This is a genomic window from Streptomyces sp. NBC_01723 (assembly GCF_036246005.1).
In the GTDB taxonomy this organism is placed as follows: Bacteria; Actinomycetota; Actinomycetes; order Streptomycetales; family Streptomycetaceae; genus Streptomyces.
The window spans coordinates 4,960,768-4,978,256 of the sequence record NZ_CP109171.1 but is presented as its reverse complement, the minus strand read 5'-3'; the positions used below and the strand labels follow the sequence as shown (position 1 = coordinate 4,978,256).

General features: G+C 73.6%; 11 protein-coding genes and 1 riboswitch. Of the genes, 5 read left to right on the top strand and 6 right to left on the bottom strand.

Going from position 1 to position 17,489, the window contains the following annotated elements; genetic code table 11:
- Positions 1-212 precede the first annotated feature (212 nt).
- The 4 genes from OIE75_RS23165 to OIE75_RS23150 form a co-directional block, all read right to left on the bottom strand.
- The gene (locus tag OIE75_RS23165; RefSeq protein WP_329472017.1) at positions 213-1,130 is read right to left on the bottom strand and encodes a hypothetical protein; all 918 of its coding nucleotides are present in this window, start codon (positions 1,128-1,130) and stop codon (positions 213-215) included.
- A 171-nt stretch (positions 1,131-1,301) separates the two neighbouring features.
- Complete coding sequence (locus OIE75_RS23160; RefSeq protein ID WP_307014681.1) at positions 1,302-2,471, bottom strand: vWA domain-containing protein; 1,170 nt, start codon at positions 2,469-2,471, stop codon at positions 1,302-1,304.
- On the bottom strand, positions 2,468-4,885 hold the full coding sequence (locus tag OIE75_RS23155) for a DUF5682 family protein (RefSeq protein WP_329472016.1): 2,418 nt from the start codon (positions 4,883-4,885) through the stop codon (positions 2,468-2,470). Before OIE75_RS23155 ends, OIE75_RS23160 begins: the two co-directional genes overlap by 4 nt.
- Positions 4,886-5,038: 153 nt before the next feature.
- Complete coding sequence (locus tag OIE75_RS23150) at positions 5,039-6,148, bottom strand: ATP-binding protein (protein ID WP_307014678.1); 1,110 nt, start codon at positions 6,146-6,148, stop codon at positions 5,039-5,041.
- Positions 6,149-6,279: 131 nt separating this feature from the next.
- Between OIE75_RS23150 and OIE75_RS23145 the strand changes: the two genes are divergently transcribed.
- Both OIE75_RS23145 and OIE75_RS23140 read left to right on the top strand, forming a co-directional pair.
- A complete protein-coding gene (locus tag OIE75_RS23145; RefSeq protein WP_329472015.1) occupies positions 6,280-7,647 on the top strand; it encodes an SWIM zinc finger family protein in 1,368 nt (455 codons plus the stop codon).
- Between the two features lie 122 nt (positions 7,648-7,769).
- Positions 7,770-9,398: a DUF5691 domain-containing protein gene (locus tag OIE75_RS23140; RefSeq protein WP_329472014.1), complete on the top strand. Its 1,629-nt coding sequence runs from the start codon at positions 7,770-7,772 to the stop codon at positions 9,396-9,398.
- A 52-nt stretch (positions 9,399-9,450) separates the two neighbouring features.
- Here OIE75_RS23140 and OIE75_RS23135 read toward each other — a convergent pair whose 3' ends face one another.
- Complete coding sequence (locus OIE75_RS23135) at positions 9,451-9,867, bottom strand: cobalamin B12-binding domain-containing protein (protein WP_125492772.1); 417 nt, start codon at positions 9,865-9,867, stop codon at positions 9,451-9,453.
- 533 nt (positions 9,868-10,400) lie between these two features.
- Here OIE75_RS23135 and OIE75_RS23130 point away from each other — a divergent pair.
- Together OIE75_RS23130 and OIE75_RS23125 are read left to right on the top strand one after the other, a co-directional pair.
- A complete protein-coding gene (locus tag OIE75_RS23130; RefSeq protein WP_329472013.1) occupies positions 10,401-11,375 on the top strand; it encodes an esterase/lipase family protein in 975 nt (324 codons plus the stop codon).
- Between the two features lie 196 nt (positions 11,376-11,571).
- Complete coding sequence (locus tag OIE75_RS23125; protein WP_329472012.1) at positions 11,572-13,287, top strand: M23 family metallopeptidase; 1,716 nt, start codon at positions 11,572-11,574, stop codon at positions 13,285-13,287.
- A 100-nt stretch (positions 13,288-13,387) separates the two neighbouring features.
- Here the strand turns inward: OIE75_RS23125 and pcrA are convergent, their stop codons facing one another.
- On the bottom strand, positions 13,388-15,874 hold the full coding sequence (gene pcrA / locus OIE75_RS23120) for a DNA helicase PcrA (RefSeq protein ID WP_329472011.1): 2,487 nt from the start codon (positions 15,872-15,874) through the stop codon (positions 13,388-13,390).
- Between the two features lie 231 nt (positions 15,875-16,105).
- Positions 16,106-16,281, top strand: a riboswitch (cyclic di-AMP (ydaO/yuaA leader).
- A gap of 6 nt (positions 16,282-16,287) precedes the next feature.
- Between pcrA and OIE75_RS23115 the strand changes: the two genes are divergently transcribed.
- Positions 16,288-17,472, top strand: coding sequence for a C40 family peptidase (locus tag OIE75_RS23115; protein WP_307014670.1), 1,185 nt, complete (start codon positions 16,288-16,290; stop codon positions 17,470-17,472).
- Positions 17,473-17,489 lie beyond the last annotated feature (17 nt).

Sequence of the window (17,489 nt, the reverse complement as noted above, 5' to 3'; positions counted from 1 at the left end):
GGGGACCGGCCGGCCCATCCGCGGAGTTTCGGCCCGAGGGAGGCCGACGGCTTTCGGCCGTCTCGGGCTGCCGCTCCGCGGAGCCTGTGGGCGGGACGGGGGTACGGCGGAGGTACGGGAGTGCGAGGGCGCGGGCGCGTCGGCGGACGCCCGTCGGGCGCATCCGCCCCAGGGGCCTCAGACGCGCGCTCGCGACAGGGAGGTTCCGCCGGCTAGGCGGGAGAGACGGGGATGTCCCGGTAGGAATCCCGGGTCTCGCCCGTGCCGGCACGCTCCAGCGCCACGGGGACGAGCCGGAACGGGATCCGGTGCTGCGGGGTCACCGCGTGAGCGTCACCGTGACGGGGCATCCCCTGGTCGGCACCGGTCGCGGTACCCAGCGATCCGTCGGGGGCGCCGGTGGGCGCGTGCCGGGTGGGGGCGTAGTCGGTGGGCGCCGGGGTGGTTCGGCGGGGGTCGCCGGAGTGCGTCACCGCGGGTTGTGAGCCGGTCTCGACCGCGCCGGGGGCGGGGCCGATGTGCGCGGCGCGGTCGGTGGCGTCGGGTCCGGTGTCGGTGGTGGCGGTGCGGGGTTCGGTGGCCTCGGAGGGGTCGGAGGTGCCGGCTCCGTCGGAAGGGTGCGCGGAGTCGTCGGCCTCGGCCGGGTCCGACCGGCGATCGTCCGGAAGGTACGGGTCGGCCCGACCGTCCGAACCGGCGGCCCCGGACAGGTCCGGAAGCTCCGACAGCGGAGGCGACGACGGCCACGTGGGGACCGAGGGATCGGAGATGCCGGGGTCGGTGAAGCCGGGGTCGGTGAAGGCCGGGTCCGCGTCGGAAGCGGCGGAGAGCAGGGGCAGCCGCTCGGTCGTCCGCTCCACCACGTCCCCGACGGCGGAGAGCGCGTCCTTCGGCGGGAGGAGGGCCGACTCACGCGCCTCCGTCGCCGGACGCCCGACCGGCACGTCGACGACCTGCCGCACGGTGTCCCGCAGCGAGGGCGCCCCGTCGGCCGCCTGGGCCCGCTCCCCGCAGACCACGCCGAGCACGAACAACCCGCCCACCAGCAGCGCCACGTGCAGGGCACGCCGCCCGGCCGCCGTGCGCATCACGCGCAGAGCGGCACCGGGCAGGACTGCTGACCAGATCAAGAGGGGGAGATTCCTCCCGTGCGGCGGCGGAACGGCTCGCGCGTCGAACAACGCGCCGATGACGCGCGATCCTCGCACGGGACTCCGCGGTTTGCGCAAGCCCCTCATTACCGATGGGTAGCGATGTCCGTTTCAGCGGCGGGAATCGGGCCACCCCGGATGGACGAATCGTCACCCTGCGTCCGGTATCGGCAGGGGCCGCCTCTCGATCGCCGCCGCCATCACCTCCGGGAAGTGGTCGGGCGTGCAGGCGAACGCGGGTGCCCCCAGCGCGGCGAGCGCCGCCGCGTGCTCCCTGTCGTAGGCGGGTGTCCCCTCGTCGGACAGGGCCAGCAGCGTCACGAACCGCACGCCTGCCGCCTGCATCGCCGCGACCCGCCTGAGCATCTCGTCCCGGATGCCTCCCTCGTAGAGGTCGCTGATCAGCACCACCACGGTCTCCGCGGGCCGGGTGATCCGCGACTGGCAGTACGCCAGCGCCCGGTTGATGTCCGTACCGCCACCGAGTTGCGTGCCGAAGAGCACGTCGACCGGGTCGTCCAGCTGGTCGGTCAGGTCGACGACCGCCGTGTCGAAGACGACGAGCCGGGTCTCAATCGACGGCATGGACGCCAGCACCGCCCCGAACACCGACGCGTACACGACCGATGCCGCCATCGACCCCGACTGGTCGACGCAGAGGACGACTTCCTTCTTCACCGACCGGGACGCCCGCCCGTAGCCGACGAGCCGCTCCGGCACGACCGTCCCGTACTCCGGCAGGTAGTGCTTGAGGTTGGCCGAGATCGTGCGGTTCCAGTCGATGTCGTGGTGCCGGGGACGGGTGACGCGGGCGCTGCGGTCCAGGGCGCCGGTGAGGGTGGTCCGGGTGCGGGAGGCCAGCCGCTTCTCCAGGTCCTCGACGACCTTGCGCACGACGGTTCGCGCCGTCTCCTTCGTCGTCTCCGGCATCGCCTGGTTGAGCGAGAGCAGGGTGCCGACGAGGTGCACGTCGGCCTCCACCGCCTCCAGCATCTCCGGCTCCAGCAGCAGCGTGGCGAGACCGAGCCGGTCGATCGCGTCCCGCTGCATGACCTGTACGACGGAGGAGGGGAAGTACGTCCGGATGTCACCCAGCCAGCGCGCGACGGCCGGTGCGGAGCCGCCGAGCCCCGCCGCACGGTCCCGTCCGCCCCGCGCCGCGGCCTCCTTCCCGTAGAGCGCGGTGAGCGCCCCGTCCATCGCGGCGTCCTGCCCGGAGAGCGTGCGGCCGGTGCCGTCGGCCGGGTTCCCGCCCAGCACGAGCCGCCACCGCCGCAGCCGCTCCCGCGCGGCGTCGGCCCCCGCCGGTTCGGTCGTCATGCGTCCACCCCCACCAGGTCGTTCCCGTCAAGGCCGGTTCGCGCCGGGGCGTTGCCCTCCAGGCCCAGCAGCAGCCGGACCACCGGGAGCACCGCGTCGGCGCGCTCGGTGTCGAGGTCGGCCGCGAAGCCCGGTATCCCGGGGCCGGCCGTGGTCACCCTCCCCCGCGCCTCCGGTCCGCGCCGGACCAGCTCACCGAGGCTGCGGCGCACGCCCGGCTCGTAGGCCGCGAAGGTGCGTCGCAGCAGCGGCAGCACCTCCGTGAACGCCTCCGCCGCCACGCCGGTCAGCCAGGCGTCGACCAGGGCGAGCAGCCGTTCGTCGTGCAGGAGGAGCAGGCCGCCGCCCGAGCCGCCTCCGACGAAGCCCTCGATCCACGCCGCCGCGTCCGCCGGTGGCGTCCCCCGGGACAGCGCCAGGCCCATGAACCGCGCGGCCTCGTCCGCCGCCAGCACACCGTCGTCCAGCAGGAGCCGCACGGCACGCCCCCGGACGACACCGGGCACGATGTCCCGCGCCGAGAGGGTCCGCAGTACCCCCTGCCAGCGGGACCGCAGGCCGCCGTGGCCCGGCGCGGAGGTGTCGCCGAGCAGGCCCACCGCTGCGTGCACGGCGTCCACATGGCCGCGCATCTCGTCGGCCGCGTCGGCGTCCAGGGCCGCACAGGCCGCGGGCAGACCGACGAAGACGCGCTCGGCGAGCCCCGCGGCGACCTCCGCCAGCGCACCCGTGTCGGTACCGCGCACGTCCCCGTAGCGCAACGAGCGGGCCAGGGCCGGCAAGGCCCGCGCGAGGTGGCCGACGTCCGTGTCGAGCGCCGCGCGGTCGGCGAGTATCCGCATCACCGGCGTGAGCGCGTCCGTCAGCCCGGCCGGCAGGCAGCGTTCGGCGAGCGCGGTGACCTCGGCGAGGTCACGCGCGGTGACGGCGTCCGCCTCCGCCTTGGCGGTCGCGGCGGCGAGCACGGTCGTGCCCCACACTCCGGCCTCGGCGACCCGCACCGACAGCTCCGGCTCCCAGCGCAGCCGCCATGTCTCCCGGAACGTCCCCGTACTGCCCCGGGAGGCGGCCGGCTCGCCCCAGCCGACGCCGAGCAGCCGCAGCCGGTGCAGCAGTCTGCTGCGGCTCGCGTCGGTGTCCTTGCGCAGGTCGAGTTCCAACTCCCTTCGCCGTGCCTCCGGTTTGAGCCGCAGCCGGCGCTGGACGCGGGCCAGGTCGCGCTGCAGGGGCACGGCGGGCGCCCCCGCGGGGACCTCCCCCAGCACGTCCCCCACCACCAGCCGGTCCCGGACCAGTGCCAGGGGCACGTCCGAGCCGTCGCACATCACCGCCCGTACGGCGTCCGTCGTCTCGCCCAGTCCGGCCAGCGGGCGCCCGCGCAGCACCGCGAGCGTCCCGGCCAGCCGCACCGCCTCGATGACGTGCGCCGAGGAGACGGTCCGGCCCTCGTCCCGCAGCAGCCCGGCCACCTTGGTCAGCCAGCGCTCGACCGGCCGGTCCGCCGCGCCGAACAGGTGCGCGTACCAGCCGGGCGACTCGATGCCCGCCCCGTACCCACCTGACCGGGACAGCCGTCGGTAGGTCCAGGGCACCCACGTCAGGTCCACCTTGGTCCTCGGCAGCCCCTTCAGCAGGGCCCGGTCGGCGGTGGCGGTGACCTTGCGCCGGAGCGCGGGCACGTGCCACGCCCCGCACACCACGGCGACGCCCCGGGCGGACTCCCGCTGCGCCGCCCGCACCTGGAGCCGCATGTACGCCTCCCGCACCAGGTCCCGCCCGTCGTCTCCGCCGCGCTCCTCGGTCTCCCGCAGGGCACCCATGGCCTCTTCCAGCGCGGTGAACGGCGCGAGCGCGTCCCCGTCGCCGCCTCCGTGGCCCCGGTGCTCGACGACGTCCTCCCACCAGCGCTCGGGGTCGTCGTGACCGGCGGCCCCGGCGAGGGCGGCGAGCGGATCGACCCGGACCTCGGGTGCCGACGCGCCGGAGGGGTCCCCCGGGCCCGCCTCCGGCTCCTCGTCCGCCCTCGCCGCGTCCTCCCCCGCCGTGTCCTCCTCCGACCGCCAGGCCAGCGAGTGCGCGGCCGGGAGGTCGATGAAGCGGGCCGGCACGTCGTGTTCCAGGGCCCAGCGGAGGGCCACCCACTCCGGGGAGAACTCGGCCAGCGGCCAGAAGGCCGAGCGGCCGGGCTCGTCCACGGCGTGCGCGAGCAACGCCACCGGTGGCCGCATGTCCTCGTCGGCGGCCAGCGGGATCAGGGCGTCGGCCTCGGGCGGCCCCTCGATCAGCACGACCCCCGGCCGGGCCGTCTCCAGCGCCGCCCGCACCGCCCGCGCCGACCCCGGACCGTGGTGACGCACACCCAGCAGCAGCGGTCCGGGCGCGCCGCCGGGCCCTCCGCGGTCAGTGCCCGTCACACCGTCCCCCTCGCCCACCAGGCCGCCGCCCCCGGGTCCCCCGCCCCCGAGTCCGCAGCCTGCGTGCCCACGTCGAGTCCTCGTCGTCCCCCTTGGCGACGGCCACCCGCCTCTCCGCTCCGTGCCGCGTCCTCGTCCACGCCGCCTCGCCGTTCACACGCTCACCTCGCGGCAGGCGCGGTAGAAGTCCTGCCAGCCGTCGCGCTCCCGGACGACCGTCTCCAGGTACTCCTGCCAGATGACGCGGTCGGTGGCGGGATCGCGGACGACCGCGCCGAGGATGCCCGCGGCGACGTCGCCGGGCCGCAGCACCCCGTCACCGAAGTGGGTGGACAGCGCCAGACCGCCGGTGACCACGGAGATCGCCTCGGCCGTGGACAGGGTGCCGCTGGGCGACTTCACCTTCGTACGCCCGTCGCCCGTCAGCCCGTCGCGCAGCTCGCGGAAGACGGTGACGACGCGGCGGATCTCCTCGATGCCGTCGGGGGCCGGGGGCAGGTCGAGGGAGCGGCCGATCTGGTCGACGCGGCGCGTGACGATCTCGACCTCGGCCTCGGCGCTCTCGGGCAGGGGCAGCACCACGGTGTTGAAGCGGCGGCGCAGGGCGCTGGACAGGTCGTTGACCCCGCGGTCGCGGTCGTTGGCGGTGGCGATCAGGTTGAAGCCGTGAACGGCCTGCACCTCCTGGCCCAGCTCCGGTATCGGCAGGGTCTTCTCCGACAGGATGGTGATCAGGCTGTCCTGCACGTCGGCGGGGATGCGGGTCAGCTCCTCCACCCGCACGGTCGCGCCGTCCGTCATGGCCCGCATGACGGGACTGGGCACGAGGGCGTCGCGGCTCGGGCCGTGGGCGAGGAGTCTCGCGTAGTTCCAGCCGTAGCGGATCGCCTCCTCCGGGGTGCCGGCGGTGCCCTGCACCAGCAGGGTGGAGTCGCCGCTGACGGCCGCCGCGAGGTGCTCGGACACCCAGGTCTTCGCGGTGCCGGGCACGCCGAGCAGGAGCAGGGCGCGGTCGGTGGCGAGCGTGCTGACGGCGACCTCGACGATGCGGCGCGAGCCCACGTACTTCGGGGTGATCACGGTGCCGTCGGGCAGGGTGCCGCCGAGCAGATAGGTCGCGACGGCCCAGGGCGACAGCTTCCACCGCGCCGGGCGCGGACGGTCGTCCTGCGCGGCCAGCGCGGCCAGTTCGGCCCCGAACGCCTGCTCGGCGTGGGGCCGCAGCCTCTCCACTCCGGACATCGCCTCCACGGACACAGGCATGGCTGATTCCCCCTCCAGCTCGGCCGGTTCGATCTGTCATCCACGGTGCACCACGCCACTGACAATCGCCCTGACCTGCGAAGACGCTCTCGCCGGGGGCGTTGTCAGTGGGAGGATCTACCTTCGATGTCATGACTCAGCAGGGGGAGCGCTGGACCGCGGACCAGGTGCTGGCACTGGCACCTGACGCCGCGTCACGTGCGGCGGGCGGCAGGTTGGGGGCGGCCGGTCCGTGGTCCGAGGTGGGGAGTTCCCACGAGGGGGCGGTGTGGGGGCTGTGCAAGGGGAGCGGCAGCGAGCCGTACCGGACGGTCGTCGACGTCGCGGAGGGGTCCGGGCCCGCGTACCGGTGTGCGTGCCCGAGTCCCAAGGTCCCGTGCAAGCACGCGCTGGGGCTGCTGCTGCTCTGGTCGGGCGGGGGCGTCGCGGCGCCGGGGGCGGCGGCGCCCGAGTGGGCGGAGCGGTGGCTCACCGGACGACGCGAGCGCGCGGAGGGGAGAGAGGGGACGGGCGCGGCGGACTCGCCGCCAGGACGGGGGTCCGGGGCCGCTGATCCGGAGGCGGCGCGGCGCCGGGCCCTGCAGCGGGCCGGGCGGATCACCGCGGGCGCGACGGAGCTGGAGCAGCGGCTGACGGACCTGCTGCGCGGCGGTCTGGCCGGCGCCGAGCAGGCGGGCTACGGGCTGTGGGAGGAGACGGCGGCCCGCATGGTCGACGCCCAGGCCCCGGGTCTGGCCGCCCGCGTGCGGGAGCTGGGTTCCCTACCGTCGTCGGGCCCCGGCTGGCCGGTCCGGCTGCTGGAGGAGTGCGCCCTCCTCCACCTGCTCGACCAGGGCTGGCTGCGGCGCGAGGGCCTGCCCGACGGGCTGGCGGCGACCGTCCGTTCGCGCGTGGGTCTGCCGGCCTCAGCGGACGGTCCGCCGGTGCGGGACCGCTGGCTGGTCCTCGCCCAGTACGACACCGCGGACGCGCGGCTGACGACCCGTCGCATCTGGCTGTACGGCGCGGAGACGGGCCGGACCGCACTGCTCCTCTCCTACGGCGCCGCGGGCAGGGCACCGGAGTTGGCGCTGCCGGTGGGCCTGACGCTGGAGGCCGAGGTGTCGGCGTATCCGGGCGCCGGACAGCAGCGGGCGGCCCTGGGGCGGCGGTTCGCCCAGCCCGCGACCACGGAGACACGCCCGACAGGAGTGACCACGTCCGGAGCCGCCGCCCGGTTCGGCGAGGCCCTCCGCGACGACCCGTGGCTGGACTCGGTGCCGTTGACGCTGGGGCGCGTCGTCCCGGTGCCGGACGGCGACGCGTGGCAGCTGGCGGACGCCGACGACGACACCGCGCTGCCGCTCGTGCCGGGCGCCGGAAACCGGGCGGGCATCTGGAGACTGGCCGCACTGTCGGGCGGCGCGCCCGTCACGGTCTTCGGCGAGTGCGGCCACCGGGGCTTCACTCCGCTGACGGCCTGGCCGACCGGCCCCGGCCCGGCGGTGCCGCTGTACTGACCCGCCCGGCGCCGGAACCGGCGCGTCCCACGCCCGCAGCTGCCGGGCCCACACCCTGCACGCCCCACGCCCGCACCGACCACCCCGGGCCATGGACTCACGAGGGAACCAGAGGGGACCGCATGACCAGCACACCCACTCCCCCGAGCACACCGTCGCCGACGACGGCCTCCTGGGAGGAACTCGTCACCGCCGCCCTGCTCGGCACGGACCGGCGTACGCCGCCGGGCAGCGAGCCCGGACCGGGTGCGCCGGCCGCACTGCTCGACGCGGCGGCCGCGGAGACCGTCCGTCGCCGTGCCGGGCTGCGGCCGGCCCGTGCGGCGCGGCGTCCCGACCCGGCTCCCGTGGATCCGCGCCCACCCCTGCCCGCCGCGGCCGCCCGGCGCCTCACGATGCTGCTCGCCGACCGGCCTGGCGCCGCGGGCGGCGGGCGCCGGGGGGCCGCTCCCGATCTGATGGAGCTGCTGCCCCAGTGGCTGGCGACGGCCAACACGCGCGGCTTCGCGGCGCCGCCCGAGGCACTTCCGGCACTGCTGGACGCGGCACGCGGGCGCACGGACCTGCGGCCGGCGGCGCTGCGGTTCGCGGGGCCCCGCGCCCTGTGGCTGGCCCGGCTGAATCCGGACTGGCGGTTCGCCCTTCGTGCCACGCCGGGCGGCGGGACCGCGCTGCCCGGCCCCGAGGCCGCGGACCGGGTGCGGCGGCTCTGGGACGAGGGCCTGTTCGCCGAACGGGTCGCCCTGCTGGCGTCCCTGCGCGCCCGCGACCCGGCCGGCGCGCGCGGGCTGCTGGCCTCGACCTGGGCGACGGAGCGGGCCGAGGACCGGCTGATGTTCCTCGACTCCCTGCGGACCGGACTCGCACCGGCGGACGAGCCCTTCCTGGAACAGGCGCTGGCCGACCGCAGCCGCAATGTACGGGCGACGGCGGCGGAGCTGCTGTCGGCCCTGCCGGGCTCGGCGCTGGCCGCGCGGATGGCGGCCCGGGCCGTGACCTGCGTGTCCCTCGACCGCGCCCCGGACCGTCCGGCGATCGCCGTCGAGGCGCCGCACGAGTGCGACGCGGGCATGGAGCGGGACGGCGTGGTGGCCAAGCCGCCCGGCGGGCGGGGCGAACGGTCCTGGTGGCTCGGCCAGTTGGTCGAGGCGGCCCCGCTGGCGACCTGGCCGGCCCGGCTCGGCGGACGCGGCCCCGAGGAGATCGTCGCCCTGCCGGTGGCGGACGGCTGGCGGGGCGAACTGCACGCGGCATGGTGCCGGGCGGCGGTGCGACAACGCGACGGGGCGTGGGCGCGGGCGTTGCTGGGAGCGCCCACGGCGCCCGAGGCCGGTGGTCCCGGCGCGGTGTCCCTGGCCGAGCGGGCCAAGCTGCTCGGCACGCTGGGGGCGGGCGAACGGGCAGATTGGGTGGCCGGTTTCATCGCCACCCACGGGCTGTCCGAGGCGTTCCAGCTGCTCGGCATGTGCGGGGTGCCGTGGGCCCCGTCGCTCGGACGCGCCGTGGTGGACGCGCTCGACATCGCCCGGGACGCCGGGAGTTATCCGTGGAGCTTCAGCGGCGTGATGGGGCTGGCCGAACGCTGCCTGGACCCCGCGGAGGCGGGCCGTCTCAACGGCCTGCTGGCGATACCGGACGAGTCGGAGGACGCGTCGCCGGGCGCCGGCGGCTACTGGGCGGAGGCGTTCCAACGGCTCGTCACGACACTGCGGTTGCGGGCGGCGATGGCGGAGGAGCTGGCAGCGGGGTAGGACGTGGCGCAGTGGGAGCCGCCGGCACCCATGACCGCCCGAGAGGGGGCGGTTACGCCTCCGCGTGTTCCCGCACGTTCGCGCGGACCCAGTTCACGATCGACGCCGTCGTTGCACCCGGCGTGAAGATCTCGGCGACGCCCTTCTCCTTCAGCGGAGCGATGTCCGCCTCGGGGATGATCCCGCCGCCGAAGACGAGGATGTCCGCCGCGTCCCGTTCCCGCAGCAGCGCGATCACGGCGGCGAAGAGCGTGTTGTGCGCACCGGAGAGGATGGACAGCCCGATCGCGTCGGCGTCCTCCTGGATCGCGGTGTCCACGATCTGCTCGGGTGTCTGGTGAAGCCCGGTGTAGATGACCTCCATACCGGCGTCACGCAGGGCCCGCGCGATCACCTTGGCCCCGCGATCGTGGCCGTCGAGCCCCGGCTTGGCCACCACCACGCGGATCGGACCGGCTGCCACACCCATCACTGCCTCCATGAAGCGACTACATCCATCCGTACCGACAAGTACCGCACACTTCGCCGACGCCGTACACAGGAGCACGGCACTCAAACCCGCACCTCGTGCACGAAGTCCGCAAAGCGCGCACCTTCGCGGCGCGCATGCCCCGCACCACGGCGTCCGGGAAGTGAACGAACGTTATCGCCAGCATCCCGCAACCGGCAGTTTCGCGGCGGATACAGAGGGGGAAATCACATGGTGGGACACGTTCGCCGCGCACCGCACCAGGGCGCGGCGGCATCACGCGCACGGAGAGCCGCAGCGAGGGCGGGACGGGGAAGCAGCGGGCCTCGTCGCCGTATCACCGACACCACGGGCCAGACGAATCCCACAGGTCAGACCAGACCCACGGGACCCCCCTGGCTCGGATACCGCACGCCGACACACCCATCCGGGTAAACCTCGCAAACATCGCCAATCACTGGTGTCACGGCACTCCAACGAGGGCACACGGGGGACAGAGGCGTCCCTGCGCGTGCCGGACGGAGGTCGGCCCCATGAAGGTCACCACGGCAGCACTGCCCCTTCTTCCGCTTTTTCAGCGTCTCCTCCCGGGCTTGCCCGGAATCCCAGGACTAACGGAACTGGCGAGCCTGCCCGGACGGCTGACCGGGCTCTCCCTGACCTTCCTGAAGGCGAGCGCCCTGGAGGTCGCGATCCTCGCCGGGCATCTGCTCCTGTATCCCTCGGGGATCGTCCAGGAGCGCCGCCCCTCCCTGCCCCTCCCGTCCGTCGGCTCACGGGACCCGGAGCCCTCGCCGCCGCCCCCCCGACTCCCGGCCCCCCCGAGCACGCCGGTCGTCCTGCTGCACGGTTTCATCGACAACCGGTCGGTCTTCCTGCTGCTGCGCCGCAGCCTGGCCCAGCACGGCAGGCACCAGGTCGACTCGCTGAACTACTCCCCCCTGACCTGCGACATCCGCACGGCGGCCGAGTTGCTCGGCCGGCACATCGAGGAGATCTGCGAGCGCACCGGCAGCGAGCGCGTCGACGTCGTCGGGCACAGCCTCGGCGGGCTGATCGCGCGGTACTACGTGCAGCGGCTCGGCGGTGACCTGCGGGTCCGGACGCTGGTGACGCTCGGTACCCCGCACTCCGGCACCCGCGTGGTCCCGCTGGCCAACGCGCACCCGATCGTGCGCCAGATGCGCCCCGGGTCGGCGGTGATCGAGGAGCTGTCCCGGCCCACGCCCGGCTGCCGTACGCAGTTCGTCAGCTTCTGGAGCGACCTGGACCGGGTGATGGACCCGCTGGAGACGGCCTGTCTCGACCATCCCGACCTGACCGTGCAGAACGTACGGGTGAGCGGCGTCGGCCACCTCGCGCTGCCGGTGCACCCGGCCGTGGCCACGGGGATCCGGCAGGCATTGGACGCCGTCGAGGCGGAGAACGGCACGGAGACGGACGGGCGAGCGGGGTCGGGCGGACGCGCGGGGTCGGGCGGACGAGCCGGCGGTCTGACGGTCGCCTGACTCCGAAACAACCCGTTCAGCATCGAACACCGATCGAACAAAAAGCCAAAGTCGTGCCCGCCGTCCCCCAAAACACGGCCGATTGCCCGTTTCCTGCTCCAGCGAAACCTGACGAAGATTGTCGTGCCCGTATACCGCCGGGTACAGTCGCCGCACTGCTCTGGCAGCCCCTGTTGTCGAGGCGAAAGAGAAGTTGGTGAACGACCGTCACCCGTCGGGGACCATGACCACCCCGGCTTCGGCTTCCGACGCCGCGTCGGCGCATTACGCGTCGTACGGCACAGGGGAGGCCCAGTACGGCGACCTCACCACGTACGGCGGCTACGACACCACTGGTTTTCCGACCAACGGCCCCGCCTCCGCGGCCTTCGACGCGGACCCCCTCTTCGGCAGCCTGCCGGGCCACACCACCGGCACCTACGACACGACGGGCTCGTACGGCACCACGGGCACCTACGACACCACCCAGTGGTCCGACGGCGGCGGGCAGCAGCACCACGACGCGTACGCCGCCCAGCACCACACCGGCTACGACTCCGGGCCCTACGACGCGACCGCGTGGACGGCCGGTTACCAGGAGTCCGCCGGCATGCAGCCGCAGGCCACGGGCGCCGAGGCCACCGGGCAGTGGGACACCGGCGCCTGGACCCAGCCGGACCCGTCCGGCAACCCGGCGGACGGGACCCAGCAGTGGGACTGGGGCACGCAGACCTTCGAGACCGGCAGCTTCGAGACCGGTGCCTTCGAGACCGGCAGCTTCGAGACCGGTGCCTTCGCCACCGGCACCCTGGACACCGGCGCTTTCCAGACGGTCGCCTCCGACGAGACCTCCGCCTTCGAGACGGCCACCTTCGAGGCCACGGCTTTCGAGACGGCCACCTTCGAAGCCAACGCCTTCGCCACCGGCACGTTCGACACCGGCGCCTACGACGCCACCCAGTGGAACCCCGACGGCGCCACCGCGCACCCGGCGGAGCCCGCGGCAGCGCAGGACGCCACCCAGGACATCCTGTCCGCCGGGGACGAAACGGCCCCGCACGAAGGCGAGTTGGCCGCCACCGGCGAACTCCCCACCGTGACACCCCTCCTGGACGGCCAGGAGGAGATCACCCCGGCCGCCCGCATCCCGGCCGCGCGCGGCGCCTCCCGGGCCGGGACGCGTTCCCGCCGCCGTCTGCCCGCCAAGCGCTCCGCGCTGCTGACCATCGCCGTGCCGTCGGCCTGCGTGATGAGCGTCGCCGGTATCGCGGCCGCCTCCGTCGGCAGCCTCACCGGCGACGAGGGCACGGAGACCACGGCGGCGGCCGCGGACCCGGGCGGGCAGCAGGCCGCGCCGGTGAAGCCGTCCACGGCCAACAACAAGCTGGACACCCAGCTCACCAGTCTCGCCGCCGGAGCCGACGACTTCGCCGACCGGGCCAGCCGGACGCAGGAGCGCATCGACCTCAAGGCCGAGCAGGCAGCCGAGAAGAAGCGCGCGGCGGAGGAGGCGGCCCGCAAGGAGCGGCTGCGCCCCAAGTTCGCCCTCCCGGTGGCGCAGCACGGCCTCAGCGCGTACTACGGGCAGGCCGGCATCAACTGGATGTCCGTCCACAGCGGCATCGACTTCCCCGTGTCGTACGGGACGACGGTGATGGCCGCGACCGACGGCACCGTCCGGACGCAGTACAACAGCGCGTACGGCAACATGATGATCGTGACGGCGAAGGACGGCACGGAGACGTGGTACTGCCACCTCTCCAGTTATCAGGTTCCCTCGGGTACGAGCGTCAAAGCCGGTGACGCCATCGCATTCTCCGGCAACTCGGGCAACTCGACCGGCCCGCACCTGCACTTCGAGGTGCGCCCCTCCGGCGGCTCGGCGATCGACCCGCTGTCGTGGCTGCGCAGCCACGGTCTCAACCCGCAGTGACGCCGTAGCGTCTCAGCCGTCTGCCCGCCCCGGGGGCGTGCGCCGCCCGGCCGCGCGGACCCGAGCCGCAGCCCGGGCCCGCGCGGCCGGTCCGGCACCGTCAGAGCTTCTCCACCGGCGCGTACCGCAGCAGCAGCCGCTTCGGCTTGGTGTCGCCGAAGTCGATGGTCGCCTCCGCGTTGGACCCGGTGCCCTTGACCCCGACGACCGTTCCGAGCCCGAACTGGTCGTGCGTGACACGGTCGCCGACCGCCAGGGACACCGTCGGCTGCTCCGCGCCGGCGGACCGGCGGGTGGCGAAGCCGGACGCGCCCGACGCCGAGGAGCGGGAACGGGACGACGACAGCGAGGCCGCCACTCCCGAGACCGGAGCGGAGGGAGCCGGTCCGTTCGCACCGGTGCGCTTCCACTCCAGGTGGGGGGCCGGGATCTCCTCCAGGAAGCGCGAGGGCGGGTTGTAGGAGGGCTGGCCCCAGGCGCTGCGCAGGGTGGACCGGGTCAGGTAGAGCCGCTCGCGGGCGCGGGTGATGCCGACGTACGCCAGCCGCCGTTCCTCCTCCAGCTCCTTGGCCTGGCCGAGGGCGCGCATGTGCGGGAAGACGCCGTCCTCCATGCCGGTGAGGAAGACGACCGGGAACTCCAGGCCCTTGGCGGTGTGCAGGGTCATCAGGGTGACGACGCCGTCGCCGTCCTCTTCGTCCGGGATCTGGTCGGAGTCCGCGACGAGCGCGACCTTCTCCAGGAAGTCGGCGAGGGTGCCGGCCTCCTCACCTTCGGCGCGCTCCTGTTCGAACTCCAGGGCGACGGCCGCGAGTTCCTGGAGGTTCTCGATGCGGGTCTCGTCCTGCGGGTCGGTGGACGCCTGCAACTCGGCGAGGTAGCCGGTGCGTTCGAGGATGGCCTCGAGAACGGTCGCCGGTCCGGCGCCGGACTCGACGATGGTGCGCAGGTCCTCCATGAGCGTGTTGAACCGCTTGACGGCGTTGGCGGAACGCGCCGCCATGCCGTACGCCTCGTCGACGCGCTTGAGCGCCTGCGGGAAGCTGATCTTCTCGCGCTGCGACAGGGCGTCGATCATCGCCTCGGCCCGGTCGCCGATGCCTCGCTTGGGGACGTTGAGGATCCGGCGCAGCGGCACCGAGTCCTCGGGGTTGGCCAGCACCCGCAGGTAGGCCAGGACGTCCCGGACCTCCTTGCGCTCGTAGAAGCGGACGCCGCCGACGACCTTGTAGGGCAGGCCGGTGCGGATGAAGACCTCTTCGAAGACACGGGACTGCGCGTTGGTGCGGTAGAAGACGGCGACGTCGCCCGCCTTGGCCTCGCCCGCGTCCGTGAGGCGGTCTATCTCGTCGGCGACGAACTGGGCCTCGTCGTGCTCGGTGTCGGCGACGTACCCGGTGATCTGCGCGCCGGCGCCCTGGTTGGTCCACAGGTTCTTGGGCCGGCGGGACTCATTGCGCTCGATGACCGCGTTGGCGGCGGTGAGGATGGTCTGGGTGGAGCGGTAGTTCTGCTCCAGGAGGATCGTCGTCGCGTTCGGGTAGTCCTCCTCGAACTGGAGGATGTTGCGGATGGTGGCGCCGCGGAAGGCGTAGATCGACTGGTCGGCGTCGCCCACCACGCACAGCTCGGCGGGCGGGACCTCGGCCTCGGGCGGCACGTCGACCGGGTGCTCGGAGGTGCCGACCAGCTCGCGCACCAGGGCGTACTGGGCGTGGTTGGTGTCCTGGTACTCGTCGACCATGACGTGCCGGAAGCGGCGGTGGTAGTGCTCGGCGACGTCCGGGAAGGCGCGGAGCAGGTTGACCGTCGTCATGATCAGGTCGTCGAAGTCGAGGGCGTTGGCCTCGCGCAGCCGCGACTGGTAGAGCGCGTACGCCTGGGCGAGGGTCTTCTCGAAACCGTCGGCGGCCTGGGCGGCGAAGTCCTCCTCGTCGATCAGCTCGTTCTTCAGGTTGCTGATCTTGGCGCTGAAGGACTTGGGCGGGAAACGCTTGGGGTCCAGGTCGAGGTCGCGGCAGACCAGCGCCATGAGCCGCTTGGAGTCGGCGGCGTCGTAGATCGAGAAGGACGACGTGAAGCCGAGCCGCTTCGACTCGCGGCGCAGGATGCGGACGCAGGCGCTGTGGAAGGTCATCACCCACATCGCGTTGGCGCGCGGGCCCACGAGCTGCTCGACGCGCTCCTTCATCTCACCGGCGGCCTTGTTGGTGAAGGTGATCGCGAGGATCTGGCCCGGGTGGACGCCGCGCTCGGCCAGCAGGTGGGCGATGCGGTGGGTGAGCACGCGGGTCTTGCCGGAGCCGGCGCCGGCCACGATGAGCAGGGGGGAGCCGGAGTGCACCACGGCGGCGCGCTGGTTGTCGTTCAGCCCGTCCAGGAGGGCGGCCGGGTCCAGGGCGGGGCGCGGGGCGCCGTCCCGGTAGTACCGGTCGCGCTCCGGAGGCGCGTCGAACTTCCCGCCGAACAGATCGTGCGGGACCGGCTCCGGTCCGTGACCGTCCTCGGGCGGCGGCGGGGGTTCCTCCTCGTGACCCCGGGGGGTCTGGAGGCTCGCCAGGAAGCTGTCGTCAAAGAGGCTGCTCATCGCTCTCCGAGTCTAGGGCGCCCCACCGACAACCCGGCGCCACCCCGGAAAACGGCCGGGACACCACCCACCGGCACGCCCTGCGACGTGGTGCGACACGAAGAGTGACGCCCGTCGCCGAGGTCACGAAAATGTATCGGGCATATCACCCACCAACCTTCACAGCGGCCACACGAGTTGGCTACGGTGCGGGCAGGCCGAACGACCCCCTCCGGCGAACCTCGCCGGGCCGCGCGGCCTCCGCCGAGTCCGGCGTGCCCGCCACGGCGCCCGGAGCCGGGGACCCAACCGAGAACTTGGGGTGAATCGGCCGCACCGCCCTCCAGAGGACGGTCCGCCGTAGGGCAACCCTTCCGTGCCGCCCGAACCCGACAGCTAACCCGGTAGGCGGAGCACTGGAAGGAGTCGCCTCCTTGGCGTCGCACCGCAAGTCGCGCCCCACCGGTTCACGCGTCACGGGCCTACGGACCCCGGCCCTCGCCACAGCGGCCCTCACCTCCGTCGCCCTGCTGTCCCAGACAGCGAACGCCACCCCGTCGGACGACGACAGGCCGAGCCTCGAAGAGGTCGAGAAGAAGGTCGACGACCTCTACCGCCAGGCGGGGTCGGCCACCGAGAAGTACAACGCGGCCAAGGAGAAGACGGCCAAGCAGCGCAAGAAGGTCGACACCCTCCTCGACGACGTCGCCCAGCGCACCCAGAAGCTCAACGACGCCCGCGAGGAGCTGGGTTCCTTCGCCTCCGCGCAGTACCGCACGGGCACGGCGGTCCCGGAGACGGCGACCTTCCTGCTCGCGGACTCGCCGCAGGAGTACTTCGACCAGAACCAGCTGATGGGCCGGCTCACCGGCCGTCAGAAGACCGCGGTCGACGACTACGTCACGCAGCAGTCCGAGACGATGAAGAAGCGCCGGGAGGCCACCGAGAGCCTGGAGACGCTCACCGGCTCGCAGCAGGACCTGAAGACGGCCAAGTCGACCGTCCAGAAGAAGCTCGCCACCGCGCGTGAGCTGCTGTCGAAGCTGACCGCCGAGGAGAAGGCCCGGCTCGCGGCGATCGAGAGGAAGAAGCAGGAGGAGGCTGCCCGCAAGGCCGCGGAGCTGGCCGAGCAGCAGGCAGCGGAGCGCGAGCGGCGGGAGGAGGCCGCACGGCAGGAGAGCGGCGGTGGCACCTCCTCCGGTTCCTCGGAGTCCGGCGGCAACGGCTCGTCGGGCTCCTCGACGCCGGACTCGTCGTACGGCACCAAGGCCGAGAAGGCACTCGCGTTCGCCCGCGCCCAGATCGGCAAGCCGTACGTCTGGGGCGCCACCGGCCCCGGCTCCTACGACTGCTCCGGCCTCACCCAGGCCGCCTGGAAGGCCGCGGGGGTGACGCTGCCGCGCGTCACGTACGACCAGGTCAACGCCGGCACGACCGTCCCCGTCTCCCAGGCCCTCCCCGGTGACCTGGTCTTCTTCTACGACGACCTCAGCCACGTCGGCCTCTACATCGGCAACGGCATGATGATCCACGCCCCGAAGCCGGGCGCGTACGTCCGCGAGGAGTCGATCTACTACGACGGCGAGTCGTCGATCCACAGCGTGGTGCGCCCGGCCTGACCGGCGCGGCTCTCTAG